This window comes from Ruegeria sp. K11 (assembly GCF_056531905.1).
In genome coordinates this window covers 13,929-38,895 of the sequence record NZ_JBQFMP010000019.1, presented here as the reverse complement: position 1 = coordinate 38,895, position 24,967 = coordinate 13,929, and the positions used below count along the sequence as shown (strand labels likewise).

The 24,967-nt window shown below is 55.8% G+C and carries 23 protein-coding genes; 14 read left to right on the top strand and 9 right to left on the bottom strand.

Features of this window, described 5'->3' with window-relative positions:
- The first annotated feature begins 85 nt into the window (after window positions 1-85).
- Window positions 86-1,060, top strand: coding sequence for a GntR family transcriptional regulator (locus tag ACR0K4_RS20935; protein ID WP_480522122.1), 975 nt, complete (start codon window positions 86-88; stop codon window positions 1,058-1,060).
- Window positions 1,061-1,440: 380 nt separating this feature from the next.
- A complete protein-coding gene (locus ACR0K4_RS20930; protein ID WP_480855610.1) occupies window positions 1,441-2,085 on the top strand; it encodes an IS6 family transposase in 645 nt (214 codons plus the stop codon).
- Here ACR0K4_RS20930 and ACR0K4_RS20925 read toward each other — a convergent pair.
- On the bottom strand, window positions 1,978-2,448 hold the full coding sequence (locus ACR0K4_RS20925; protein ID WP_480855608.1) for an SDR family NAD(P)-dependent oxidoreductase: 471 nt from the start codon (window positions 2,446-2,448) through the stop codon (window positions 1,978-1,980). The genes ACR0K4_RS20930 and ACR0K4_RS20925 overlap by 108 nt on opposite strands.
- A gap of 369 nt (window positions 2,449-2,817) precedes the next feature.
- Here ACR0K4_RS20925 and ACR0K4_RS20920 point away from each other — a divergent pair, with 369 nt between their 5' ends.
- Together ACR0K4_RS20920 and ACR0K4_RS20915 are read left to right on the top strand one after the other, a co-directional pair.
- A complete protein-coding gene (locus ACR0K4_RS20920; protein WP_480855607.1) occupies window positions 2,818-4,176 on the top strand; it encodes a DUF3300 domain-containing protein in 1,359 nt (452 codons plus the stop codon).
- 5 nt (window positions 4,177-4,181) lie between these two features.
- Window positions 4,182-5,084, top strand: coding sequence for a DUF2950 family protein (locus ACR0K4_RS20915; protein ID WP_480522118.1), 903 nt, complete (start codon window positions 4,182-4,184; stop codon window positions 5,082-5,084).
- A 158-nt stretch (window positions 5,085-5,242) separates the two neighbouring features.
- On the opposite strand, the gene ACR0K4_RS20910 is transcribed toward ACR0K4_RS20915, so the two are convergent.
- From ACR0K4_RS20910 to ACR0K4_RS20900, 3 genes are read right to left on the bottom strand one after another with little or no spacing between them, the layout of a single operon-like run.
- Window positions 5,243-6,034, bottom strand: coding sequence for an SDR family NAD(P)-dependent oxidoreductase (locus ACR0K4_RS20910; RefSeq protein WP_480855605.1), 792 nt, complete (start codon window positions 6,032-6,034; stop codon window positions 5,243-5,245).
- Between the two features lie 14 nt (window positions 6,035-6,048).
- Window positions 6,049-7,191 (bottom strand): hypothetical protein, encoded by a 1,143-nt coding sequence (locus ACR0K4_RS20905; RefSeq protein WP_480855604.1) that lies wholly within the window; start codon window positions 7,189-7,191, stop codon window positions 6,049-6,051.
- 2 nt (window positions 7,192-7,193) lie between these two features.
- A complete protein-coding gene (locus ACR0K4_RS20900) occupies window positions 7,194-8,336 on the bottom strand; it encodes an amidohydrolase/deacetylase family metallohydrolase (protein ID WP_480855603.1) in 1,143 nt (380 codons plus the stop codon).
- Between the two features lie 177 nt (window positions 8,337-8,513).
- On the opposite strand from ACR0K4_RS20900, the gene ACR0K4_RS20895 reads away from it, so the two are divergent.
- Together ACR0K4_RS20895 and ACR0K4_RS20890 are read left to right on the top strand one after the other, a co-directional pair.
- Window positions 8,514-9,386: an NAD-dependent epimerase/dehydratase family protein gene (locus tag ACR0K4_RS20895; protein ID WP_480855602.1), complete on the top strand. Its 873-nt coding sequence runs from the start codon at window positions 8,514-8,516 to the stop codon at window positions 9,384-9,386.
- An 86-nt stretch (window positions 9,387-9,472) separates the two neighbouring features.
- Window positions 9,473-10,540 (top strand): ABC transporter ATP-binding protein, encoded by a 1,068-nt coding sequence (locus tag ACR0K4_RS20890; protein WP_480855601.1) that lies wholly within the window; start codon window positions 9,473-9,475, stop codon window positions 10,538-10,540.
- Between the two features lie 69 nt (window positions 10,541-10,609).
- Here the strand turns inward: ACR0K4_RS20890 and ACR0K4_RS20885 are convergent, their stop codons facing one another.
- The gene (locus tag ACR0K4_RS20885) at window positions 10,610-11,395 is read right to left on the bottom strand and encodes an SDR family NAD(P)-dependent oxidoreductase (RefSeq protein ID WP_480855600.1); all 786 of its coding nucleotides are present in this window, start codon (window positions 11,393-11,395) and stop codon (window positions 10,610-10,612) included.
- A 74-nt stretch (window positions 11,396-11,469) separates the two neighbouring features.
- Window positions 11,470-12,690, bottom strand: coding sequence for an ABC transporter substrate-binding protein (locus tag ACR0K4_RS20880; protein WP_480522111.1), 1,221 nt, complete (start codon window positions 12,688-12,690; stop codon window positions 11,470-11,472).
- Between the two features lie 339 nt (window positions 12,691-13,029).
- On the opposite strand from ACR0K4_RS20880, the gene ACR0K4_RS20875 reads away from it, so the two are divergent.
- The 3 genes from ACR0K4_RS20875 to ACR0K4_RS20865 all read left to right on the top strand — a co-directional run bounded on the left by ACR0K4_RS20875 (window position 13,030) and on the right by ACR0K4_RS20865 (window position 15,747).
- Window positions 13,030-13,914 (top strand): carbohydrate ABC transporter permease, encoded by an 885-nt coding sequence (locus ACR0K4_RS20875; RefSeq protein WP_480855598.1) that lies wholly within the window; start codon window positions 13,030-13,032, stop codon window positions 13,912-13,914.
- A complete protein-coding gene (locus ACR0K4_RS20870) occupies window positions 13,914-14,738 on the top strand; it encodes a carbohydrate ABC transporter permease (RefSeq protein WP_480522109.1) in 825 nt (274 codons plus the stop codon). Before ACR0K4_RS20875 ends, ACR0K4_RS20870 begins: the two co-directional genes overlap by 1 nt.
- Window positions 14,739-14,808: 70 nt before the next feature.
- Complete coding sequence (locus tag ACR0K4_RS20865; RefSeq protein ID WP_480855597.1) at window positions 14,809-15,747, top strand: MurR/RpiR family transcriptional regulator; 939 nt, start codon at window positions 14,809-14,811, stop codon at window positions 15,745-15,747.
- Window positions 15,748-15,753: 6 nt separating this feature from the next.
- On the opposite strand, the gene ACR0K4_RS20860 is transcribed toward ACR0K4_RS20865, so the two are convergent.
- Window positions 15,754-16,515: an SDR family NAD(P)-dependent oxidoreductase gene (locus tag ACR0K4_RS20860; RefSeq protein ID WP_480522107.1), complete on the bottom strand. Its 762-nt coding sequence runs from the start codon at window positions 16,513-16,515 to the stop codon at window positions 15,754-15,756.
- Between the two features lie 153 nt (window positions 16,516-16,668).
- Here ACR0K4_RS20860 and ACR0K4_RS20855 point away from each other — a divergent pair, with 153 nt between their 5' ends.
- Together ACR0K4_RS20855 and ACR0K4_RS20850 are read left to right on the top strand one after the other, a co-directional pair.
- On the top strand, window positions 16,669-17,568 hold the full coding sequence (locus tag ACR0K4_RS20855; RefSeq protein WP_480855596.1) for a LysR family transcriptional regulator: 900 nt from the start codon (window positions 16,669-16,671) through the stop codon (window positions 17,566-17,568).
- Between the two features lie 64 nt (window positions 17,569-17,632).
- Window positions 17,633-19,198: a M81 family metallopeptidase gene (locus ACR0K4_RS20850; RefSeq protein ID WP_480855595.1), complete on the top strand. Its 1,566-nt coding sequence runs from the start codon at window positions 17,633-17,635 to the stop codon at window positions 19,196-19,198.
- Here ACR0K4_RS20850 and ACR0K4_RS20845 read toward each other — a convergent pair.
- Window positions 19,185-20,633 (bottom strand): aldehyde dehydrogenase family protein, encoded by a 1,449-nt coding sequence (locus ACR0K4_RS20845; RefSeq protein ID WP_480855594.1) that lies wholly within the window; start codon window positions 20,631-20,633, stop codon window positions 19,185-19,187. The two genes, ACR0K4_RS20850 and ACR0K4_RS20845, sit on opposite strands and share 14 nt — an antisense overlap.
- A 199-nt stretch (window positions 20,634-20,832) precedes the next feature.
- Window positions 20,833-21,813 (bottom strand): NAD-dependent epimerase/dehydratase family protein, encoded by a 981-nt coding sequence (locus ACR0K4_RS20840; RefSeq protein WP_480855593.1) that lies wholly within the window; start codon window positions 21,811-21,813, stop codon window positions 20,833-20,835.
- A gap of 272 nt (window positions 21,814-22,085) precedes the next feature.
- Here ACR0K4_RS20840 and ACR0K4_RS20835 point away from each other — a divergent pair, with 272 nt between their 5' ends.
- The 3 genes from ACR0K4_RS20835 to ACR0K4_RS20825 are packed head-to-tail and all read left to right on the top strand — an operon-like array spanning window position 22,086 to window position 24,945.
- On the top strand, window positions 22,086-22,583 hold the full coding sequence (locus ACR0K4_RS20835; protein WP_480855592.1) for a TRAP transporter small permease: 498 nt from the start codon (window positions 22,086-22,088) through the stop codon (window positions 22,581-22,583).
- Window positions 22,583-23,866 carry a TRAP transporter large permease gene (locus ACR0K4_RS20830; RefSeq protein ID WP_480855591.1) on the top strand — a complete coding sequence of 428 codons (1,284 nt, stop codon included), beginning with the start codon at window positions 22,583-22,585 and terminating at the stop codon, window positions 23,864-23,866. Before ACR0K4_RS20835 ends, ACR0K4_RS20830 begins: the two co-directional genes overlap by 1 nt.
- Window positions 23,867-23,898: 32 nt before the next feature.
- Entirely contained in the window at window positions 23,899-24,945 is a 1,047-nt protein-coding gene (locus ACR0K4_RS20825) for a TRAP transporter substrate-binding protein (RefSeq protein WP_480522100.1), read from the top strand.
- Window positions 24,946-24,967: the final 22 nt, after the last annotated feature.

The window sequence follows — 24,967 nt, the reverse complement described above, 5'->3', positions numbered from 1 at the left end:
CAAGCTACATGAAGCCTTGGGTTTTTCTTGACTAAACCGGCGTATGAAGACACGCCAATCCAGGGTAGAAACGTGGGAGACCGATTTGGCAGAGTTTAACCCTGGCCCAATGTACGCCCAGATTAGGGATCGGCTTGACGAGGCAATTGCATCTGGAGAGATTCCAGATGGAATGCGCCTGACCGAGTCGACAGTCGCTGATCATTTTGAAGTCAGTCGACAAACTGCGCGAAACGCGCTCCATGAATTGCGGACCCATGGATATGTTCAGTTGCGGCCCGGAAAACGTGGTTTTTTTGTTACGAGTCCTGGATCTGCAGATTCCAAGCAAGATCCGGTAGTGGACCGCAAACAACCGCTTGCGAATATCAGAAAACTCAAGCGCGAGCAAAAGTGGATGGAGCGCTATGACGACATCAAGTCTGAACTCATGGCCGTGGCGAGTACCGGAGAATTCAGAATTGTCCCCTCGAATCTGGCTGAACAGCACAACATCAGCAGAACCGTTTTAAACGATATTCAGTTCAGGTTGATTGCGGACAACATAGTACGCCTAGAGGGGCAAAAATGGATACTGAACCGTTTTGATAAAGAAACCATTGCCGAACAATTTGCGGTTCGGAAGCTGCTTGAACCATATGCCTTGTCCAAAGCGTTTGATCGGATCGACACCACCTTTGTCAACGCCTGCCTGGATCGAACACTGAACGCAAACGCTCAAACCACCGCTTATTCCTCGGAGCAGTTGGAAGAGCTGGAAGCAGACCTTCATGATCGCGTTCTTGCGTTCTGTGGCAACGATTTTCTGATGCATACTCTGCGCAATTGCAGGTTGGTTCACGTTTTCAATAGCTACTATTATCCTCGATACCATTCCGAGATCTTCTTCGCGAAAGAGCATGAAGCCGTTTATCGGGCCATACTGTCAGGTGATCGGGAAGGAGCACAAACAAAATTGATCGACCACCTTGAATTGTCGCGTAAGACCACGATGGATCGTCTGAGCCGATTTTCGGCTGATAATAGCGAAGTCCATATAGGCTATGTCAGACGATTGTAGATCGCTTTAGACACAGATAATCGGACGCCACCAAATTTTTGCATCTCACGCGATCTGCTGATTTAACGCATCATGCAGTGAAGCAACAAACGCGTTTTCGCCCTAGTAATCTAAGGGTGGTCGCAGAGAACCCCTTCTGCAGGTCGCTTATGATGGGAGCGACCAATATCTCAGCGCATCACACGGCCTCAAATCTGCGGCTGCAAAAGCGGCGCGTAGAAGCCTGATCGGCTGCGTTTAGGGCAGTATGTATGAGAAGGATCTGTTGCAAATTTTTGACTGTTGACGCTCATAAATGTTTCGAGTGATTGGATATCGAAATATTGAAGCCGAAAGTCTGTTTTAGGATCTCTTTCAAAGGCGCGTAGTATCCGAAAAACATGATCCTCTTCGCAGTGTTCTTCTATGTCCGATACAGTGTGTCATATCGCGATCTAGAAGAGATCATGCGCGAGCGAGGCGTTGCAGTGGATCACACGACGCTGAACCGCTGGGTGACGCGGTATGCAGGCGCAATCGCTGAAGCGGCGCGTCGTCGAAAGGGACCGTGCGATCGCTCCTGGAGAATGGACGAGACTTACATCAGGGTGAAAGGCAACTGGGTCTATCTCGATAGAGCCGTCGACAAGCACGGCAAGACGCTTGATTTCATGCTTTTCCCGCGACGAAACAAGCCTGCCTCCAAAAAGGTCTTCGCTAGGATGTTGGAGGTCAATGGATTGCCCAGAAAGATTGTCATCGACAAAAGCGGAGCTAACACGGCTGGCATCAAGGCCGTCAACAAAATGCTCAAAGGCTTTGGCTGCCCGATCCTGATCGAGATGGTGAGGCGCAAGTATCTCAATAACATCGTGGAACAAGATCACCGTTTCATCAAGAGGCGCACACGGCCAATGCTGGACTTCAAAGCCTTTGTTTCAGCGGCGGCAACGCTCGACGGCATCGAAGTTGCGCACATGATCCGCAAGGATCAGTTGTCGCCTGGAATCTGCCCGTTTCGTCAATTCTCCGAGATGGCAATCTGAACTTGAAGCGATCTCAGGTCTATTTGTCTGACCTAAAACTTTGCAACTGAACCACTTGCCCATTATGACTTCGCGCATCAGACGAGCAGAGTCTTCAGTTTCGAATTCTCCATCGGGCAGCAGTCTGGTCCTGGTTGGCCCGGGTCTTAGAAAAAAATATGTGATGCCTATTTCAGCTAATTCTGCAACCAATGACTTGGTGACGGCATGTGCGGCAGCTTTCGTCGACTGATAAATGACATTTCCGGGTGCGTCCATCATTGGAAAGGTGCCGACATAACTTCCAAGAGTTACCCCAACCGGGTTTTGCGAGGATTTTAGATTGGCCAGTAGAGCCCGCGTAACAATTGGAGGCCCTAGCAACTGTATTTCTCAGGCTGGTCCGGGACTGTTCTGATCTTCTCTTCCCCTGAATGCTGTTTGTGTGTCGCACGGTGTACATGCACAGCAGAATTTGTAAATTTTGGGCAGGTGCATGTTTCACATAGCCATTGATCGACGGTGCATGATGTCCCAAAAACTTGCTTCAACAAGTATTCAGAATTCAGTCGCGCGAGCCTCTCAACTACAGGCACAGTTCAATTAATTCTGGCCGCCAGCGACGATTTTGACGATCACAGATACATCATCCGCAGCAAATACAGGTTTCTTGCGTGGTTCAGTCTAGTCTCATAGTCTTCAAAGACTAAGCGAACGGCGGTTTTTTATCTTTTGCGCGCAGGGGAAATCAGAATGCCCAGAATGAAAATGGTTGTGCCTTTTGCCCTCTGTCTGGTTCTTGTGCACGCTCTCCCGCACGGAACCTTGGCGCAGGACACACAACCAACCGCCTCTGCCGTGGACGTCGGAGAAGACGAACCGCTTCCTGAGTTTGCAACAGGTTTGACAAATGAAGAGTTGAGGACTCTTGTTGGTCCAATCGCGCTTTATCCAGACACGTTGCTAATTCAGGTTCTGGTCAGCGCTACAGTCCCGTTCGACGTACTGAAAGCTGACCGTTTTCTGCTTGAAAACCCGGATGCGGAACCTCAGGAACTTAGTGATGAAATCGCTGCCCAGAATTGGGACGAAAGCGTGGAAGTTCTGGCACTGGGGTTTCCGGACCTCATCGGTCAGATGGCGGACCATATAGAATGGACCGAAGCCCTTGGAACCGCAATGCTGGCCCAGCAGGATGAAGTGTTGCAAGCCGTGCAGGATCTCCGCGACATCGCATTGGCCAATGGGGCCCTTGAAAGCAATGAGGCGGTCGAAGTGACAGAAGACGAGAATGACAATATCATCATCGTGCCCGCCAATCCCGAGGTGGTCTACGTTCCGCAATACAAGTCTGAAGTTGTCTATGTTTCGCAACCAAGGCCGACCGCGGGTGATGTGATTGCAACCAGTTTGATCATTTGGGGCACCTTCGTTGTGGTCGACGCGATCTTTGGCCCCTCTTACCGATATTGGGGATGCCGAAATTGCTGTGGATGGAGCAGCGGCCGGGTTTACAACAACATCAATATCAACATTGACCGGAATAATAACATCATTGGCAATCGCCCGGGTGAAAGCTGGCGGCCTGGCCCGCAGAAACGGGTTGAAGCCCGCGACCGCATCACCGACCGCAGGAGCCCTAATGGTGCCACGACGCTCCCCGTTAACCGCCCGAACCGGAACGATGATCTTCGCCGCAAATTGTCGAACCGGACGGGTGCCCCAGATATTGCAGATCGCGTTAATCGCGACAATTTGCCGACCGTAAACCGTGGCATCAACGGTACTGGAGCGGAAACGCTGCGTGAACGCAGTCGCGAAGGGCAAGCGTTGACCAGGCCAAACCGAGCGGTGAAGCCTGGTGCGCGTCCTGCCACCAAACCTTCGCTGCCGACCCCGCGTCCAAATACCAGACCAGTGAACAACACGCGCCCCTCGGTCAATCGACCGAGCCAGCGCCCCACTGTAACTCAGCCAGCTAGACGCCCCGCACAATCTCGCCCGCCTGCGTCGCGGGCCCCTGCCGCGAAGAAATCAATTGGCGGAGGCGCAAGGGCCCATTCGACGCGTGGCAAGGCATCCCGCGGCAGCACGCGGCCAAACCGGAGGTAAGGAATATGAGATATCTGTTTCTGACCGGCCTTTTGGCAGCATTCGTCCAATCCGCTTTGGCCGAGACTCCGGTTTACCAGACACCCCAGGATGCCCTGGATCGGTTGGCCGAGGCGTTTGCCCGAGGGTCGGTTGAAGACACGGTTGCAGCAGTTGATTCCAGCGCACTGGACCTGTTTCTGGACCCTGACAATCCGGCCAACATCGCACATCTTGAGGAGCTTGCAGGTCTGCATACCGAAGGCTATCGCTTTGTCCCGCAGGAGAACGGTGTCATCATCGAGCTGGGGAAAGAAGGCTGGCCGCTTGGTATTCCTCTTACCCGCAGGGATGAAGGCTGGGTTTTTGACGTAGATGCGGGACGAGAAGAGTTGCTGTTGCGCCAGATTGGACGCAACGAACTTGCAGTGATTGAAGCACTTGAGGGTTATGTCGCAATCCAGCGCGCGTTCCGCGAGTTTGATCACGATGGCGATGGTGTTCTGGAGTTTGCGTCCCAATTGATTTCAACGCCCGGGACGCGTGACGGCCTTTATTGGCCGGGTGATGACAGCCCGGTAGGTGATATGGTGGCCCGCGCTAGTCTGGACGGTTTTGACGAGGGTCAGGGACCCGAAGCCCCAGAGCCCTTCCGGGGATATTACTTCCGCGTATTGCAGGAACAGGGTCCGAACGCACCGGGTGGTGCGTATTCTTATTTGGTTGATGGCAAGATGTTGGCTGGCCACGCCATGCTTGCAGTTCCCGCGGAATACGGCGTTACCGGCGTAACAACTTTTCTTGTGTCCGAAACCGGTATCGTAATGGAGAAAGACCTGGGTTCAAAGACTGTGGAGACGGCGGTAGGTATTACAAGCTACGATATTGGCAATGGCTGGAGCCCGGCCATAAGCCGACAACCGAATTGAAACGCAAAAGGGAAAGACAATTTCGTTTAAGTCTTAGCTACTGGCGTTCTCAGACAGCCTGAGAAATATAGTTGCTACAAACACAGTGTGGCAGTTTCACAGTTGACAGGCAAATCCTTCCGCCCTGCCTGCGACAACACCTGCAGACCCGAATACTGTCATTCTTCCAGCACAAATTCCTGAACCATTACGTTCATGCCCGCCGTCAGACCCCCGTCGACCGTCAGCCCAATGCCGGTCACATAATCGGCATCGTCTGAGCCCAGATAGGCCACGGCTTTAGCCACGTCCTCAGGGACAGCGACGCGGCCCAGAGGATACCATTTCGATAGCTTCTCAAAAACCTCGGGGTCTTTTTCAAGACGCATGCGCCAGCTTACAGCATCGGTGCGTACCGAACCAGGAAGAACCGCGTTACAACGAATGCCAAACACGCCGTATTCACTTGCAACGGACTGTGTCAAGTTGAGGACCGCCGCCTTGGCTGCGCTGTAGGCCGGGCTGCCGAAATAGCGAATGCCGTTGACCGATGCGATATTGATGATGACACCATCTTTACGCGCCTTCATTGCAGGCGTGACAGCCCGGATGCAATTGTATGGGCCATTCAGGTTCACATCGATCTCGCGTTTCCAAATCTCGACGGCGATCTCATCAAGGCTGCCAGCGAAACTGTAGGCGGCGTTGTTTACCAATACATCGACTTGTCCAAGCGACTTTTCAGTCTCGGCAATTGCAGCCTCCACCTGCGATAAATCCGTGATGTCGGCTTCGACGAAACAGGCCCGCCCACCCGCAGACTGGATGTCTTTTGCTTTTGCCGCGCCGGTTTCCGCGTTGATTTCAAGAACAGCAATCGCTGCCCCTTCCGAGGCAAGCTTGTCAGCGATGGCCGACCCGATCCCGTGCCCGGCACCCGTAACCAAAGCGATCTTGTTTGAATATCTCATGTAACCCTCGCTGATCAGGTCAACGCGGCTTGAATCCAGTCGAGAGATTGCAGCCTGATGTGACCAAAGTTGTAGAATGAAATGGATTGGGCGCCCTGCCCTTTAAGCATTTGAACGGCATCCTTAACCTGCGACGCATTTGTCAGGTTCGGATAGGACGGACGCAGGATGTATCCGACGTTTTTGGCCCCGCAGGAGCGCTCTTGGACATCGACGATATCCTCTTGCATCGCAGAGACACCGTTCTGGTAGCTTGGGATTTCCAGCGCGTCAGCCGCTTGCGATAAACCAGCCAGATCGGACCCTTCGGTCACGCATAGCTCATTCGGTGATTGTGTGGTCGGGATGATGGACAGCCGCACACCGCGTGGCATCTCGGATCGGATGCGCCGAACGAGAGAGGTTACCTGCCCAGCCCGCCATTCGTGGAAAGCAAGCCAATCCGGGTCGTGCAAAGGCTCGAATGACGGTTTGGTAACATCTGCAAAGAACCGTTCCAGAGCCGTAACGGTCGCGGCTTTCAAGTCTTCGAACGCAACCCCGTCTGCCATTGCTCCCGATCTGCAGGCATCGCAAAAGCACAGACCCAGCAGCGTTTCTGTTGCCCCCGTCAGTTCGATCAGTTCAAATTCGTGGTGATGGCCGTGACGGAACGCCTGCCAGCCCGGTGTTTCGACCGAAACCTCTGCCACTGGTTGATTGCGGGCGATATCGCAGCACAGCGCCGTCAGATAGTTTCGAACATCCGGTTGCGACGGGCAAAGCGAGTTAAAAATCCGATCGCCAAACGCGGTCCGCGCCGTCAGATCCGGGTGCTGTTGTCCAAGCGGCGTGTTGTGAAGCCCGACAGTCCAAGCGATACGTTCAAGATCGGGGGCTGATCGCGCAAGTTCTGACAACGGGTCAAAATCCCGGATCATGTCCGCAACGCGCGGCTTGATACGGCCATACAGGCTGAGGTCAGGATGAAAATATACGGTCCCGTCTTGCGGGAAATAGACTTTACCCCTGGGTCCGTGCGGTCGCAAAAACTTGCCCGCATGATATGACGTTGCCAAATGAACCGCCGTAATACCTGCGTCCCGCAGACGAGCGGCAATCATTCCAACACCCTCGTCCTTCAGGTCCCAAGGATAGACATACATCCCGGTGCGCATGGTTACTCTCCTTGTGGCCAAGCTCGGCCACGTACTATCATGTCCGAACAGGACAAGTATCGGTCAGCAGTACGCCGCACACCGACCGCATCCAAAAACTCGGCGGCCTCTTCGTGAAGGTCCAGGATAGCGACATCCGCGCGCGAGCCCGGGGCCAAAGTGCCCAGATCCGGGCGGTTCAGAACACTCGCAGGATTGGATGTCGCGGCGCGCACAACGTCGTTCAGATCCATGCCCATAGACCAGAACTTGTTCATCACCGACAACACGTCATAGGCCGGGCCGTTTTCGCATAACACATGGACATCGCTGCTTATTATGTCCGGCGCGAATCCGTGGCTCAATGCGGCTTCGCCCGGCTCGAATCCGAACCCGCCATAGCCGTGGCCCACGTCAAAGAGCACTCCGCGTTCCCGAGCCTCCCAATATTCGGCTTTAACGAAACCTTGCCCATCAACAGCCGAGTTTGGAAATGGCCGCAGGAAATGTGTTAGGATATCCCCAGGACGCAGCAGATCGAGGATCTGTTTGCCGCCCGGCGGAGGAAAGTCAATATGCGACATCAGAGGCAGGCCAAGCTGGTCGGCGATGTCCACAGCGACTTCCAAAGGCGCGATCCCCTGATCTCCGCCCGCCTTCTGGCCAATCCGAACTTTAACACCGCGCACAAACTCGGGGAACTGTTTGGCGACGCGAACGCATTCGCGCGCGTCCAATAGCCTGACATCGCTACATTCTCCGATCATAACGCTTTCGGAAAACCCGAAAATTCCGGCAAATGAAACATTGATATAAGCCAGAATGGTCAGGTCGCTGCGATCGGCGACATGGGTTTTGAACCCTCCCATCGTACCAGCACCAGCGCTGCCGGTGTCCAGAAACGTGGTCGCGCCACTTCTGCGCGCTATGGGTTCGGGCCGAACGCTTAACGACGTGCCGCCCCACCAGACGTGACTGTGGAAATCGATCAAACCAGGGACGACGATCTTGCCATCGGCATTCAGGACTGTCGCGTCAGTGCCAACGCTCAGCCCATGCCCGAACTCAGCCACTTGACCGTCGCGCAGAACAATCTCGGCTGGCCCATCCCAATTCTGGGCGGGGTCGATGACACGGGACGCGCGGATCAGCAGTTCTTGGGTCAAATTCCTGTCTTTCCAGCACAAAATTTCACACCCAAGTTTACTGTGACGCGTGCCCGCTCACCAATGCCGCACGGTCATGTGCCTATCGACCTGCCGCATGGCGCATTGGAAATGATCGGCGATCTTCGCCAGAATGTGCGGAAAGAGAACGCAATCCTAAATGAAAAAGGCTGACTGATGAAAAACATTCTCGTCACAGGAGGGAGCGGCAAGGCCGGGCGCGCCGTCTGCCGTGATCTGGTAGATCACGGATACAACGCACTGAACGTCGATTTGACCCCTTCGACCGATCCAGTATGCCCGTACTTGAAAGTCGATCTGTGCGACTTCGGTCAAACTATGGCGATGATGACGCGCGGTGGCGGGGCGGATTCCCCCTTTCGCCCGTTTGGCATACCGGATGCGGTTGTCCATTTCGCCGCGATTCCAGCCCCGGAACTGGCAACAGATGACAAGATTTTTCACACCAACATTCTAAGCACCTACAATGTGTTTGAGGCCGCCGTTCGCATGGGCGTGCGCCGCGTTGTCTGGGCTTCTAGCGAAACCACTCTGGGGCTGCCATTTTCACCCGATAATCCGCCCGCTTATCTGCCAGTGGATGAAGAGCACCCTATGCGCCCGGAAAGTGCCTATTCCCTGTCCAAGGATCTGGGTGAGGAAATGGCCCGGCAGTACTGCCGATGGAACCCCGATCTGACCATGATCGGCCTGCGCCTTTCGAACGTGATGGAACCAGACGATTATGCGCGATTTGACGACTGGCAGGATGATCCGGCAGTGCGGCAATGGAACATGTGGGGCTATATCGACGCCCGCGATGCCGCGCAGGCCACGCGCAAGGCGCTGCATATCGATCTTGTGGGGGCCGACTGTTTCGTCATCGCCAATAGCGACACGACCATGAAACTGGACAGCGCTGACCTGATGGCAGAGGTGTTTCCGAACATCGAGAAACGCAAACCGGTCAGTGGCCGTGAAACGCTGTTGTCGATTAAAAAGGCGCAGCGCGTTCTTGGGTTCTCACCGGAACACAACTGGCTGGAATAACGCCTAATTCACTAGAAAGATGTGCCCATATCTTGTAAAAGTACATATCGGCGAAATTTTGAACTTTTAGTACAGGAGGGGAAGATTTGGCCAGAATAGAACTGGACGGGATTTCCAAATCCTACGGGTCCTTTGAGGTCATGCGCGACCTGTCACTGGACATCGAAGAGGGCGAGTTCGTCGTCATCGTCGGGCCTTCTGGCTGTGGCAAATCCACCTTGTTGCGCATGGTGGCGGGGCTGGAAGACATCACCTCGGGCGAATTGCGCATCGGCGGCAAACGGGCAAATGAACTGCCCGCACAAAAACGCAACATCGCGCTGGTCTTTCAATCCTACGCGCTGTTTCCACATCTCAACGTTGCAGACAACATCCGGTTCGGCCCGCAGGTACGCGGCGAAAACCGCGAGATGTCTGAAGAGAAAGTGCATCGCGCTGCGGATATTCTAAACCTGACACCCTACCTTGACCGGATGCCTTCGGAACTGTCCGGTGGACAGCGTCAGCGTGTTGCAATGGGCCGCGCGATTGTGCGCGATCCGAACATGTTCTTGTTTGATGAGCCGTTATCGAATCTCGACGCCCATCTTCGGGTCGAGATGCGCACGGAAATCAAAGCATTGCAGCGCCAGCTGAAAACCACAACGCTCTATGTGACCCACGATCAGATCGAGGCTATGACCATGTCCGACCGCATCGTGATCATGAATCAAGGCAAGATCGAACAGGTGGGCGCGCCGCTGGATCTGTATGACCGGCCCGCCAACAGATTTGTAGCCGGGTTTCTGGGATCTCCGTCGATGAACTTCATGGAGGCCCGTTATGAATCCGATGCAGATGCCGCGAATGCTGTGCTAACAGATGGGCAGAGCATTGCTGTTCCACGCGCTGATCTTCGTACAGGTGAAAAGATCATTGTCGGTATCCGACCCGACGCCTGGATGCTGCAACACGCGCCATCAAAATTGACACTGAAGGTGGATCAGTTCGAACCGACCGGGTCCGAGACGCTTGTGTATGGCTCATTAGCCGAAGCCGATATCAAATGCGCCTTCCGGGAACGCATAGACGTTGGCGAAGGTCAGCCCCTTGAGGTTGGCATCGATCCCGGGAAAATCCACATGTTCCGGCACGACACCGGACACCGCGTGTAAAAAGGGGGCTGGCAGAGCCAGCCCCATAGGAACCAGATTTTGCACCAACAAAATCCTGGGAGAACCTCTTTACCAAAGCGTATATCCGCCGTCGAAAACGATCCCGGCCCCCGTCATGTAACTGGACGCTTCGCTGGCCAGAAACACCGCAAGCGCGCCGATCTCATCTGGGTCGCCCGCCCGTCCCATGGGAATTGCGCTGACCAGCTTTTCGATCACTTCGGGTTTGGTTTCGTTCCAAGCACGGTTCGCATCCGTCATAAACAGGCCCGGACAAATCGCGTTGACGGTCACGCCATGGGGCGCCCAATCAGCGGCGGCGGCTTTGGTGAATTGCAGCACAGCGGCTTTCGACGTCTCATAGGCCCGGTCACCAATACCCCTGTTCGAGACAAAGGCGTTCATTGAAGAAATCGAGATGATCCGCCCCCCCTGACCGCGCTCGATCATGGCAGCGCCCAGGATTTTCGAGCCCAAAAAGCTGCTGGTCAGATTGGTGTCGATCGTCTTCTGCCAGCTTTCCAGCGACTGTTCGATGATGGAGTCTGAATTCAGGCGGTTGCCGACGTTGTTCACCAGAATGTCGATAGGACCAAAGTTGTCGCGGATGCGCTCAAACCCGGCCTGGCAGGCCTCGGGCTCACTCATGTCCAGTGCGACCGTGTCCACTTTGTGCCCGCCGTGGTCCCGGATATCACTGGCTGTTTTTTCCAGCGACTCTTTGGTGCGTCCGGTAATGATAACATCCGCCCCGGCCTCGGCCATTGCAAGCGCCATGACACGGCCAAGCCCGCGGCTGGCACCGGTCAGCACGGCTGTCTTACCGTCTAACCTGAATTTTTCCATATAGGTCATTTAAGTGTCTCGATCCGAATTGAAGGATACGCGGACTGGCCGTGTATCCGGCCAGCCCGCGCCTCACAAGGTCATTACAACCCGCGCAGCTGGTCGATTTTCGCAGCCGCGTCCGACAGCGCATCCTCGGGCGTGGCGTCGCCCAGATAAATCGTCTGCAATGCGCTGCGGGTGATGTCGATGATCTCGTCCCAACGTTCAACCGTGGGCTGGAACTTGGCATAGGCCAGACCGTCGGCAAACGCTTTGATGTCCAGATCTTCCTGATAGACAGGGTCGTTCACGACACTGGTCATCACAGGCAACAGACCATCGGCCAGGTTGAAGGCCAGCCGGAAGTCGTGTTGGTAGATGAAATCCAAGAACTTTTGGATCTCGGGCTTCGCATTTGACGACCGGAACACCGCAACACTGTCCGTGATCCCCATCGTAACCTTCTGCGCCTCAACCGGGAAAGGCAGGACCGAGTAGTTCAGATCCGGCGCTTCGGCCTTGATCTGTGGCACCAGCATCGGGAAGGTGAAGATCGTACCAATCTTACCGTTCTTGAACAGGTTGAACACATCTTCACGGCTGTTGGCCGTGGGTGCGGGCTGCGTATGGCCTGCGGCAACCAGATCCGCATAGACCTGCGCAGCGGCAACGCCTTGTGGGGATGCAATCGCGCTGCGGCCTTCTTCATCAAAGATCTCGCCGCCGAAGGACCACAAGGCATAGTAGAAGTAGACGTCAACCTCGTCTTCCTTGCCCGGCAGGCCAAAGCCAAAAATGTCGGATTGTTCCGAGATTTTGGCGGAGGTGGCGCGCAGCTCTTCCCATGTCGTTGGCGCAGTCATGCCTGCGGCCTCATAGAGGTCATTGTTGACCATCATCGCACGCGCCGAGGCGGCAATCGGCAAGCCCATCAGTTCACCATCAATGACGGACGGACCAAGCAGCGCCGGTATGAACTTGTCTTTCAGTTCCGGCGTGATCAGATCATTCATCGGTTCGATCAAACCTTGGGTGGCGAATTCCTTCAGCCAGATCGAAGCCAGGACCGACATATCCGGCGCGTTATTGCCCGAAATGTCGGTCGTCAAAGTCTGGAGGTAGTTGCTCCAGGGAATGACTTCGATGATGACATCAATATCCGGGTTTTCCGCTTCAAACGCTTCGGCAACCTGTTCGAACGACTTGCGTGTTTCAGCCGAGTACTCCCCCAGGGTAAATCGAATTTCTGCCGCCTGCGATGCAAACGCAAACGTGGACGCCACAAGGCCTGAGACAACCGCGCTTCCAATTCTTCCAATCATGTCTTTTCCCTCCATGCTGACGCGCTTTGACCTAAGGCCGGTGGATGAGTGTCGGCGGCGCGTTCTCTACTATAATTACACCATATGCCGAAATTTTTATAATTAAAGTACACCTCGAGATTTTCGGACACTTTCCCTTTAATATCATTATTTTAAGGTACTTTTTTCAAATTCCTAGCGCCCACTATGCGACTTTCGCACCAAACAATTCGAGATTCGCATGATCTTTCGCCAGATTTTCTGTCAAAAATCCCTCATTCGTAACAAAGTTTCTTTTCCCTTGTAATTTTAACGAAGGGACGCCAGCATTCTTGGCAACACTAAAGGAAGAAAAGGCTGATGCAGACGCGAAGAAACAAGGCAATTCCCTATGGTCTAGTACTGCCCGGGCTTCTCTTTTCGGCAACGATCATTCTGTGGCCTCTGTTCCAACTTGGGTCATTATCCTTTGGCGACGTGAACCGCTTTGGTCAGGTGATCGGATTTGGGGGCCTTAAGAATTACGCCGCCGTCTTCGCCGACCCCGAACTTTACGCATCGCTCTGGCGCACGGTTATCTGGACCGTTTCGATTGTGGCCGGAACCTTTGTCATCGCGATGCCCACATCCATTATCCTACATCGTGACTTTTATGGTCGAAACATCGCCCGCGTCATCATCATGCTGCCTTGGGCGATCTCACTGGCCATGCTTGCAATCACCGCACGCCTGGCGTTAAACGGGGAAAGCGGGATGCTGAACTCGGCTTTGATTTTCGCGGGCATCATAGATGAGAACGTTGCCTGGCTGGCATCATACCGCACAGCCTTCCCCATGCAGATCATCGTGGGCATTCTGGCCACGATTCCGTTCACAACCACTATTTTTCTGGGCGGCCTGTCCTCGATCCCGCAGGATTTGTACGAGGCGGCTAAGATGGAGGGCGCGAATGGCTGGCAAAGGTTCCGGCGCGTGACCCTACCGATGATGCGCCCCTTTGTGAACATCGCGGTGGTGCTGAACACGATCTACGTGTTCAACTCGTTCCCGATCATCTGGGTCACGACACAGGGCGGACCCGTCAACAGCACCGATATTCTGGTCACTTACCTTTACAAAAGCGCGTTTCGGTTCGGCAAGGTCGGTGAAGCGGCGGTGCTGTCGCTGATCATGTTCGCAATCCTGCTGATCTTCAGCCTGATCTACGTCCGTCTGGCAATGAAAAACGAAAGAGCGGCACAGTGATGAGCACCAAATTAAACACAACGATCGTATCGTGGCTGGTTTTGGCCCCTTTGCTGGCCTTCTGCCTGTTTCCTTTCGCCGTCATGTTCCTGAGCGCACTGAAACCGCAGACCGAACTATATGACCCAAGATGGATACCCAGTCGCCTCGCCTGGAGCAATTTCATCGAGATGTGGCAAGCCACGAATTTCGGCGTCGCCTTGGGCAACTCGCTTTACATCTCGACGGTGTCCACCGTTCTGACCATCCTGTGTGCGATCCCGGCGGCTTATGCGCTCAGTAGGTTACGCTTTCACGGCAAACAGGCGTTTCGCGGGTTCCTGCTGGTGTCGCAGATGCTGTCTCCCATCGTGCTGATCCTTGGCCTGTTCAAACTGCTGGTTTTGGTTGGTGCACTGGACAGCAAGATCGCCGTCGCCATGGTCAATACCGGCTTTAATATGGCCTTCGCCGTCTGGATGATGGAGAGCTATTTCTCGACCATCCCACGCGATCTTGAGGAAGCAGCGTGGATGGAGGGCGCCTCGTCCTCGCTTTCGCTGCGGCGCGTGTTCCTCCCATTGGCTATCCCGGCGCTGGTGGTGACAGCGTTGTTCACCTTCGTGAACACATGGAACGAGTTCGTCATCGCCCTGACCAGCCTGCGCAGCGCCGAGAATTATACGCTGCCGATCCAAATCCTGTCGCTGGTCTCGGGGCGGTACTCGATCGAATGGCACTATGTCATGGCTGCAACGTTCGTGGCGACTTTGCCCGTTGCCATCGTCTTCGCGTGGCTACAACGCTATTTGGTTACAGGCCTGACCTCAGGTGCGGTGAAATAGGAATGATCTTTGGTCCCATGCTGGTACAACGGCGTGACGGACTGTCGCGACAGAATAAAGGGACGCATGAATGGATGGGGACGACAAAAGCGATGAAGAACAGCTGAGCAGCCCTGCCGAACATCGGGGCCCTGCCGTGCTGGACCTGATATCGGTATTGCGGCGCACAAGTGGTGAATTCGCGCCGCGCGAACAACGTGTTGCCGACTATGTCATGGAAAACCTTGAGACCGTCAGTCAAATGGTTATCGCCGATCTGGCCGAGGCATGTGATGTCAGCACACCAACTGTCATCCGGTTCTGTCGCACACTGGGCTGTGACGGATATCGCGACTTCAAAATCAAACTGGCCCGAAACGTTGCGGTCAGCATGCAGTATCTGGCACCCGGTCCGGAATCAACGGCATCCAGAGACAACTCTCCGGTCGATCTTGTGATCGCAGCGCTAAGCTCGTCGCTCGAGATTATGCGGGCCCAACTCGACCAAGACATCTTTGAAGCGGCGGTCCTGCGCCTGTGCGACTCCAACCAGATTCTGTTCGTCGGCATAGGCGGCGGGTCATCCATCGTTGCCAATGACGCCGCAAACCGGTTTTTTCGGCTAGGGATACCTGCAACTTTCGTAAGCGACAGCTATCTGGCCCAGATGCGGGCGGCAACACTGAAACGCAGCGACACGCTGTTCCTCATCTCTGCCAGCGGCGAAGCGCAAGAGGTAGTTAAGGCCGCCGAAATTGCAAACGGCTATGGGGCGTCCACGATCTGCATTACCCGTCCCGACTCGACGCTGGCGCGCATCGCAACCCTGCCGATCACAGTCGATCTTGCCGAAGATCTGGATATCCACAAACCAACGGCGTCCAGGTATGCCCATCTGGTTCTGATCGACTCTTTGGCCATGGCCGTTGCACAGGCACAGCCCGCCTTGACCAACGAAGCACTACGTCGTGTCCGCGCCTCGCTGACGGCGTTTCACGGGCGCATCGGCCCGCAGCCACTGGGTGACTAGGGCCGGTTACGGCGACAATTGCCCGCCATTCACCTCGATGATCTGCCCGGTGATATAGGCGGCCAATTCATCACTGGCCAGAAACAGAAAGGCGCCCACGCAATCCTCAGGCGTGCCAAGCCGCTCCATCGGGATGGTCTGACGGACAACCTCCAACGCTTCGGGAGTGGAGAACGCATCGTGAAACGGCGTCTGTATGACCCCGGGCGATACGGCATTGACCCGCACACCATGGGGTGCCTCTTCTTTGGCCAAGGACCGCGTCAGGCTGCTGACGGTCGCCTTTGACGCCGCATATACGCCGGACCCGATCGCCCCCCCGTTTCGTGCCGCGATCGAGGTCAGATTGATGATAGATCCTTTGGTTTTGCGCAGATGCGGCACGGCGGCTTTGCTGACCGCATAGACCGATGTGGCGTTCACATCCATGACCTGATGAAACAGCTCAGGTTCCTGTTCTGTCACCGGCATGCGTTGCACCATTGAGCCCGCATTGTTGATGAGGACATCCAGACCACCCGCCTTTTCAACAAAACCATCGATCAACCGCGAACAGGCGGCGAAATCCGACACATCCGCCTGCAGGACATGGGCTGAGCCCCCTGCGGCGCGCACCTCGGCGGCGACCGCTTCGGCCTGATCGCGCTGTGCGTTGCAGTGCACGCCGACAGTCGCGCCCAGTGCGCCGAACTTGCGGGCCACAGCCGCGCCAATGCCCGAACTGGCACCGGTTACAAGAACTGCTTTTCCCTTGAACGCGTCGAACATATGAAGGCCCCTTTGCTTTCGTCCTTGAGCTGGATCCGGTGATACCGACCTTGTTCACCGGTGGCGAATGCGGTCTGCGGATTTAAGAATGACAATTGTTCATAACGGTTTGTGCGCGTAAGCTTGGGACAAGGCTTTTCGGAACGGGACCTAATGGAAAAACGCTGGCTCGAAGATTTTCTGGCGGTGGCCGCCCTTGGCAATTTCACGCAATCCGCGCAAGTCCGGGGCGGAACCCAATCGGCCTTGAGCCGCCGCATTCAGGCATTGGAAGAATGGCTGGGCGCAGAACTCTTTGACCGAAATACCAAACCCGTCAGCCTGTCCGAGGCCGGAAAGCAGTTTCTGCCGGTGGCGGAAGACGTCTGCCGCCAATTGCAAAGCATTCAAGAGCAACTGTCGTCGCAAAATGACAGCGCGTGGCCCAAAGTTCATTTCGCTATTCCTCACGGGTTATCGCTGGGCTTTTTTCCGCATTGGTTGTCCAGTGAAATACACGGTGGCCGCGATCTGGATGTACGTCTTGAGTCGATGAATTTTCTAGATTGCATGCAGCATCTGCGTGAATCCCGCTGCCACTTCGCCATGTCTCATGCCCATCCGACGATTGCTGTCCCACTGGCTGACCAACTGTTCGAAAGCGCGGTAATCGGGCGCGATGCGCTAATCCCTGTGACGATGGCTGACGCAAACGGCACGCCCGTGGACCGGTTGCCCGGAGAGCCGGATGATCCAATCCCGTTGCTCGCTTATTCGGAGGAATCTGCAATCGGTCAGGCAGTCAACGGGCTGCTGGCTGAGCCGCCCCTGCCGATTTACGTCAACCGCGTATTCTCGTCCCATTTGGCCGGGGTGCTGCGGTCTTTAACCCGTGAAGGGCGCGGTCTGGCCTGGGTGCCGGAAAGCATGGTGCAGGACGATATCCAGCAGGGAAGGTTGGCCTATGCGGGCGACGATCAGTGGCGCATTCCAACCGAGATTCGTTTGTATCGGGCCACTGAACCCCTGCCCGACCCTGCAGAAGAGCTTTGGAAAATCCTGCGCGATGCATAATCCGCATCGCCAAAGACCTGCGCAGAATTGGCATTAAGGCAGACCGGGTCTTAGGCCTGTAGTCATGCAAACCGGTCCTTCTGCCAGCCCACGCATCGCCGTTCTGGGTCTCATGCTTGAAAGCAATCGTTTCGCACCCGTTGTACAGCGTTCTGACTTCCAAGAACGCGTGCTGGTCTGGGCCGACGAAATGAAGCAGGAATTGCACGCGCCCCAGTCCCGCTTGCCCGCCGAACTGCGGGCGTTCTGCGCAAGCTTTGACAAGGCAACGATCGTTCCCTTGGGCTTTGGTCTGGTCGAGGCAGGCGGGCCCGTACAACACAGCTTCTTTCAGGAAACGCTGGACCGAATGTGTGCGATGTTGGCGGATCCAACCCCCGATGCAGTCTATATTTGCAACCACGGCGCAATGCGTAGCACTGAAAACATGGATCCCGATGGTGAGATGTTCGCAGCAATCCGCAGGCAGGTTGGTGCAGATATTCCGATTGTGGCCACTCTGGATTTGCATGCCAATATCTCTGAGCAAATGGTCGAAGCGGTTGATCTGATTGTGGGCTACCAAACAAACCCGCACGTGGACATGGCAGAGCGCGGACACGAGGCCGCTTTGGCGATGAAACGCCTGCTTTCGAGGGATATCCACCCCACCTCGGCGCTGGTGCGCCTTCCAATCGTGCCACCAACGGTAACTCTGTTGACAGATTCCGGGCCTTTCGCCGATTTGTCCCGCGCGGCGGCCGCTTCGAAATCCGAGGCCCTTTTGAATGTCTCATTGTTCGGCGGGTTCGCCTATGCCGACACTCCCAAAAACGGCTTGAGCATTCTGGTTACCACGGATGATGATAAAGCCGAGGCACAACGGCTGGCCAATGATCTGGCGGCAAAGGCTTGGGCATCCCGCCAACGCTACCGCCCGACCCTTAGCAGTTTGGAAAATGCAATCAAAAAGGCCGTGGACGCAGGCAATGATCCGTCCCTGCCCGCAGTTGCGCTGGCCGATGTCGCCGACAACCCGGGCGGCGGTGGAACCGGCGCGACCACTTGGATCTTGTCTGAACTTGTCGCTGCACAGGCGAAGGGTGTATATTTGGGAACTCTGAATGCGCCCGACGTGGCGAAGGCTGCGCATAATGCCGGTGAAGGGCACTCCTTCCAAGCCAACTTTGTGGATCACGGCGCTCCCGACTATTCAAAACCGTTTTTTCATACAGCGACGGTCGAAAGGTTAAGCGACGGGAATTGCACCGGGCGGCGCGGGTTTTACCGGGATCGGCATATGCAACTGGGACCAACAGCGTTGCTGGACATAGCAGGCGTCAAAGTTGTGGTGATTTCGGTGCGAACGCAATGCGCTGATCCCATTTTCTTTGAGATGCTAGGGATAGACCTGCGCACCGTTCGGTCGTTGACTGTCAAATCACGCGGGCATTTTCGTGCAGGCTTTGACGAGTTCTTTAGGCCGGATCAAATCCTGGAGGTCGACGCGCCAGGCCTGAGTTCTCCGGTGCTATCACGGTTTGATTTTCAGGAATTGCCACGCCCCTGCATTCCGCTGGATGACGACGCCGAATGGCACCCTGCCCCGATCAGCACACCCAGACCGGGGCTTACCTTTAAAGTACGTTGAACGTGATGGTTTTCGCCTCGGTCACAGCGCGCAGCGTATGCTTGCCCCCCAAACGCCCCATACCGCTGGATTTTCCAGGGGCGCCCCCAAACGGCAGATGCAGTTCCCAATAACTGCTGGATCCGTTGATATTGACGATACCGGCCTCAATCTCTTCACCGAACCGGAAGGCACGCGACAGGTCTTTGGTGAAAACCCCTGCAGACAGCCCGTGACCCGCAGAATTAGCGACCCGGATCAGATCGTCGTCATCTTCGCACACGATGATGGGGGCGACGGGGCCAAAAGTCTCGGCGTTGTTCAAAAGCGCCTCGCCCGGCACGTTGTCGATTACGGTCGGGGCGAAAAACAAGTCCGACCCAAGGCCTGCGACCTTGCTGCCACCGGCGACAAGCTCACCGCCAAGACGCACACCTTCGGCCACATGCTCTTCAATTTTTGCCATGACCGACGGGTTATTGAGCGGCCCCATAGTGACGCCTTCATTCAGCGGATTTCCCAGTGTCACCGCACGGGCCCGTTCTGAAAGTTTCTCAGCCAACGCCCGGTGCATGGACCGCGTGGTCAGAATCCGACCGGTCGCCGCGCAGACCTGACCAGCATTGAAAAAGCTGCCCGAGGCCGCAGCATCTGCGGCCTTTTCCAGATCGGCATCGTCCAGAACGATCACAGGGCCGTTTCCTCCAAGCTCCAGCAACATCGGTTTACCGGCGCCTCGTGTGGCGATAATCCCCCCGGTCTGCGGGCTGCCGGTAAAGCCGATACCATCGGTACCGGGGTTCGAAACGATCTCGTCCCCCACTACATCGCCGGGGCCATGAACCAGATTGATCGCACCGTCCGGCAACCCGGCTTCGGCGATACACTCCATCAACACAGCGGCACAGGCCGAGGTCGTGGGGGCGGGAACCCAGACCACACCGTTCCCTGCCGCCAGACAGGGCGCGAGGTATTCGACCGGGATGTTAATGGGAAAGTTCCAAGGTGTCACAACCGCATAAACACCCCGCGCCTTGCGGAAACTCAGGGCCCGCACGCCCGGTGTCTCGACCGGGATGTATTCGCCTTCCATCCATTTGATCAGCTCAGCCGCTTCGCGAAACCCTTTGATGGCCGTATCGACTTCGCGATAAGCCTCAGTATGCAACGGCTTGCCCTGTTCACGGGACAGGATTTCGGCAAGATCGTCACGGCGTTTGTGCATCTGATCAGCCACAGCCGCACAGAGCCCCGACCGTTCCCAAGCCGTCATGCGGGCAAGTGCGGCATGCCCTTTGCGTGCGGCTTTAATCGCCCGTTGCGCGTCCGCACGGTCACTTTTGGGCACCCGACCAACAAGCGCATTATCTGCCGGATTAAATGTTTCGAACTCCTCATGCGATTGGGCATCGCACCAGTTATTTTCTATGAAATTCCTGTAGCTCTTGACGGTCATAAGCGTTAGCCTTTTCTCAATTCTTCAAATTACAATAGACACTGTGAAACCCTTGGGAAACGACGCGTCCTGCGCTGTATGCACGTTCGCACTCAGTGCATTCGTAACAAGCATCGACCGACTGAAAACGATACTCGGTGTTTCACGCGCGGACACTACGCACCTGCGTCCGATGCCACGAAAGCTCAGCCCGGAACCGCTATCCGGGATACCAGATCTTCCTTTGATCATCGGGTGCGCGTTCGTAATCAAAAGCACGATCAATCAGAGTTTTCATATCGACCTTAGGCCGCCAACCAAGCGTTTGGCGGGCCTTGGCGTTGTCCAGCAAGTTGCTGTGATAAGGCGTGTCGATCTCTGCGATCTGGAAACCACGGGTTTGCGCAAGATATTCAGCCGCGTCTGCATAGTTCAGAGCATCGGTCATGGCGATGTTGAACAGTTCGCCCCGGGCCAGTGGGTTGTCAAATGCCGCCAGAATCGCCGCAACCAGATCATCCACATGAACAAAGTTCCGACGCAGCGGCGCACCCGTACTGTCACGTAACCGCGGCGCGAACTTCCCTGCTGCATAGGCCTCGACCTTATCTTCAGGCAGGACATCCGACCAAGGCGGACCACCGAATTGATCGGGTCCAAAACTGATCGCATGGCGAAAGTCATCCTTTTCCATGATCCAGGGCGCGCGCAATATGCAGCCATTCAGATCGTACTGAATCTGGTACTGTTCCAGCATCACCTCTTCGAGCACCTTTGTCAGCGCGTAGCAGCCGGGATAAGCCATTTTCGGAGAGGTCTCAGTCACGGGGCCAGGGTATTTGTGAAACATATGCCCAACTGAACAATCACCGCCGATCAACATGAATTGCCGCGCCGTGGGCGAAGTGCGATGCGCTTCAAGCATCAGAAACATGCCCTTGATGCATACGTCTATAGCCAGATCCGGGGATTCTTTGACGGCTGCCATGTGGACCACATGGGTGACGCCGTTCATCGCGGTCTCGACAGTTTCAGGATCAGCGATGGAACCTCGGATTACCGAGACCCGGTCGGTTTCGGGGATCGTTCTGTTGTTGCACAGAGCTACAATCTCAGCGTTGAGAAACCGCTGATCAGCCAGAAAAGCCTTAAGAAAGTGACTGCCGACCTTCCCGGTGGCACCCGTTACAAGAACTTTCATCACATACCTCAGCTATACGATAGACATCTTTGTTTTGTTTGCCTTGGCCTCTTTGCCTTAGCGGATGGCACTGGGGCACGCTGCCGGCCCATCCCACCTTCGGGCCTTGATGCAAGATCCAGCGTCACAGTTCGACTTTCTACCTTAGGTACAAAGTTTCACGAAATAAAGCCCGTTTGGCTTATTGAATGTAATCTAGGTACATATTTTTGTTGACAGGCCCTTAGCCTCTCGCCCAGACTGTACCTAAGCTTCAGAAGGGGAGGATCTGGATGCGCTCGGTTTCTGCCCGGTTGAGCCAGTCAATCAACGCCATTGTCGAAGGCATTGTTGCCCTGTTGATGGTAGCGCTGGTTATGGACGTTTGGATTGGGGTCATTGACCGCTACTGGTTTCGCTGGCAGTTGCCATGGCCCGAAACGCTTGCACGTTACCTGATGATCTGGGCGGCCATGCTGGCAGTATCCTCGGGCATCGCCAGACGTGAACATATTGGCCTGACCGCCTTTGTGCTATCGTTTCCTGCCCCCCTACGCCGGACCGTCCTCGTCATTATCGACGTCCTGAGCGTTGCTCTCTTTGCCTATGTCCTTTGGTTCGGAATCGCCTTTGCCCAAGGCGGGGCGACCCGGCAGGCGATGATCTTTGGCGCAACGCTGGAGCCCTTCTACTGGGCTATCCCCGCCTCGGCAGGGTTGGCGATGGTGCAGCAAATACTGGGATTGCTGCGCGATACCGGGTCACAGCTTGACCCGACCGAGGCTTCGTGATGCTGGTTGCTGCTGCATTCGTGGGACTGATCCTGTTTGGCATGCCCATCGGTTTTGCAATCGGTATGGCTGGCCTTGTCGGGCTCATCAGCATGGGTGGCACGAATTTTCTGGCCATCGGTCCCAGCAAAATCTTCAACGGTCTGAACATCTTTCCGTTTTTAGCCATGCCCTTTTTCATTCTGGCGAGCGAGATCATGAACGGGATCGGCATCACCGACCGTCTGGTCAAGCTGGCACAAGTTTTGGTCGGGCGGTTCCGCGGCGGGCTGGCGCATACGAATATGCTGGCCTCGGTCTTCTTTGCGGGCTTGACCGGATCGGCCACCGCGGACGCCGCCGCCTTCGGGCGCACCTTGGTGCCCGCCATGGTGAAAGAGGGCTACGCCCGCGACTATGCCTGTGCTGTCACCGCTGCAGGGTCCATCATCGGGCCGACCATTCCGCCTTCGGGTTTGATGGTCGTCTACGGCTCGCTCATGGGCGTGTCCATCGGGGGGCTGTTTGCGGCTGGTATCCTGCCGGGGCTGGTGATCTGCCTTGTCTGCATGGGCGTCATCGTGATCGGCGGCAAACGCGAGAACCTGCCCAAAGCCATGCGCGGCGCGACATTGGCCGAGGTCTGGTCAACCTTCCTGTCCTCACTCACTGCGCTGCTAATGCCGGTCATCATTCTGGGCGGTATCCTTGGTGGGATCGTCACGCCAACCGAGGCGGCCTCGATCGCCGTGGCCTATGCCCTGTTCATCGGCGTCTTTGTGTACCGGTCGCTGACATTGCGGGACTTTTACGGGATGCTGGTGCGCACCGCCCGGATCACCGGGGTTATTTTCGTCATCATCGCCTTTGCCGGGCTTCTCGGCTTTTGGATGAGTTTCGAGCGTGTTCCGCAAGCGCTCGCTGGTGCCGTTCTGCAAATCTCGGACAATCCCTACACGATCATCGCCATCATCATCGCACTTTTACTGGTTGTCGGCATGGTCATGGATATCACCGCAATCCTGATCATCCTCGGCCCGGTTCTCGTGCCTTTGACCGAACAGATCGGGTTGGAGCCCATTCACGCAGGCATCATCTTTGTGCTGGCGCTGAACATCTCGCTGATGACGCCGCCCGTAGGGGCGTGCCTGTTCGTTCTATCCTCGGTCACCGGGGAAAAGTTGGAACGGATATCGCTGAAACTGGCGCCATTCCTGTTCGCCGAAGTCGCGATCCTGTTCCTGTTCGCATTCTGGGAGGACGCGGCCCTGTTGCTGCCCCGCGCCTTTGGATTTGCCCAATGACGTTTCATCACAATCAACCTCAGGAGGAGATTATGAAAACTCTAGCCAAAAGCCTTGTTGCAGGCGCTGTTGCCAGCCTTCTTGCCACTGCAGCGCTTGCCGAAGGGGGCGTGATCCGGTTCGGCCATGACAACAAAACCGACCCGTTCGAAAACCCCGGCCATGCTTGCACCGCCGTGTTTTCAAACATCGTGACCGCCGACACCAACGGCAGCGTGACGGTTGAGGTTTTTGGCTCGAACCAGCTTGGCACCGCGTCCGAGCATGTTCAGCAGGTCCGGGATGGCGTCATTCAGGCCACGCTGTCATCAACCGGCGCACTAGCCAGCTATTACCCCCGGATCGACGTTCTGAATCTGCCCTTTGCCTTTGCCAACAACGCAGCGACCTACGAAGTTTTTGATGGTCCGTTTGGTGAGGCTTTGGCCGCTGATATCGAAGAAACGCTGGGCGACGTGGTTGTCCTTGGCTTCCCGGACACAGGTGGTTTCTTTGCGGTCACAAACTCGCAAAAGCCCATCGCTGATCTGTCGGATTTCGAAGGCATCCGCATCCGCACCATGACCTTGCCATCGCATCAGAAGATCGTGCAGGCGCTGGGGGCCGAGGCCTATCCGCTGGCTTGGGGCGAGGTGTATTCCGGGCTGCAAACCGGTGTGATCGACGGGCAGATGAACCCGGTTCCGATCATCTCATTCTCGAACTTCTCGGAAGTTCAGAAATACATGACGCTGACCAATCACCTGTTTTCGCCTTACACGCTTATGGTGAACCGCGCCTTCTTCGAAGGGCTCAGCGAAAGTGAACAGGCAACCCTGCGCGTGGCAGCGGAAAACTGTGTGACCGCCAGCCGGGGCATTTCGCGGATCATCGAAGCCTCAGATCGTGGCCTGACCGGTCTGATGGACAAGATCGAAGTGACCGCCCTGAACGCCGATCAGCGTCAGGCCATGGCCGCGGCAACACAGCCTGCCTTCGAGGCGCATGTGTCCGATAACCTTGATGCGAAATCAACCGAACTTCTGACCCTGTTCAAAGAGCAGGTCAACGCGGCCAATGAAGACGCGTATCTGAACTAACCGACAACCTCCTTGGGCGGGA

Bases quoted from the DNA above. Each gene is read 5' to 3' on its own strand.
- ACR0K4_RS20885 (WP_480855600.1), bottom strand. From the start codon at position 11,395: ATGACCTATATGGAAAAATTCAGGTTAGACGGTAAGACAGCCGTGCTG.
- ACR0K4_RS20845 (WP_480855594.1), bottom strand. From the start codon at position 20,633: ATGACCGTCAAGAGCTACAGGAATTTCATAGAAAATAACTGGTGCGAT.
- ACR0K4_RS20870 (WP_480522109.1), top strand. From the start codon at position 13,914: ATGAGCACCAAATTAAACACAACGATCGTATCGTGGCTGGTTTTGGCC.
- ACR0K4_RS20860 (WP_480522107.1), bottom strand. From the start codon at position 16,515: ATGTTCGACGCGTTCAAGGGAAAAGCAGTTCTTGTAACCGGTGCCAGT.
- ACR0K4_RS20825 (WP_480522100.1), top strand. From the start codon at position 23,899: ATGAAAACTCTAGCCAAAAGCCTTGTTGCAGGCGCTGTTGCCAGCCTT.
- ACR0K4_RS20880 (WP_480522111.1), bottom strand. From the start codon at position 12,690: ATGATTGGAAGAATTGGAAGCGCGGTTGTCTCAGGCCTTGTGGCGTCC.
- ACR0K4_RS20850 (WP_480855595.1), top strand. From the start codon at position 17,633: ATGCAAACCGGTCCTTCTGCCAGCCCACGCATCGCCGTTCTGGGTCTC.
- ACR0K4_RS20895 (WP_480855602.1), top strand. From the start codon at position 8,514: ATGAAAAACATTCTCGTCACAGGAGGGAGCGGCAAGGCCGGGCGCGCC.
- ACR0K4_RS20910 (WP_480855605.1), bottom strand. From the start codon at position 6,034: ATGAGATATTCAAACAAGATCGCTTTGGTTACGGGTGCCGGGCACGGG.
- ACR0K4_RS20875 (WP_480855598.1), top strand. From the start codon at position 13,030: ATGCAGACGCGAAGAAACAAGGCAATTCCCTATGGTCTAGTACTGCCC.
- ACR0K4_RS20930 (WP_480855610.1), top strand. From the start codon at position 1,441: ATGATCCTCTTCGCAGTGTTCTTCTATGTCCGATACAGTGTGTCATAT.
- ACR0K4_RS20915 (WP_480522118.1), top strand. From the start codon at position 4,182: ATGAGATATCTGTTTCTGACCGGCCTTTTGGCAGCATTCGTCCAATCC.
- ACR0K4_RS20905 (WP_480855604.1), bottom strand. From the start codon at position 7,191: ATGCGCACCGGGATGTATGTCTATCCTTGGGACCTGAAGGACGAGGGT.
- ACR0K4_RS20840 (WP_480855593.1), bottom strand. From the start codon at position 21,813: ATGAAAGTTCTTGTAACGGGTGCCACCGGGAAGGTCGGCAGTCACTTT.
- ACR0K4_RS20865 (WP_480855597.1), top strand. From the start codon at position 14,809: ATGGATGGGGACGACAAAAGCGATGAAGAACAGCTGAGCAGCCCTGCC.
- ACR0K4_RS20835 (WP_480855592.1), top strand. From the start codon at position 22,086: ATGCGCTCGGTTTCTGCCCGGTTGAGCCAGTCAATCAACGCCATTGTC.
- ACR0K4_RS20920 (WP_480855607.1), top strand. From the start codon at position 2,818: ATGCCCAGAATGAAAATGGTTGTGCCTTTTGCCCTCTGTCTGGTTCTT.
- ACR0K4_RS20830 (WP_480855591.1), top strand. From the start codon at position 22,583: ATGCTGGTTGCTGCTGCATTCGTGGGACTGATCCTGTTTGGCATGCCC.
- ACR0K4_RS20855 (WP_480855596.1), top strand. From the start codon at position 16,669: ATGGAAAAACGCTGGCTCGAAGATTTTCTGGCGGTGGCCGCCCTTGGC.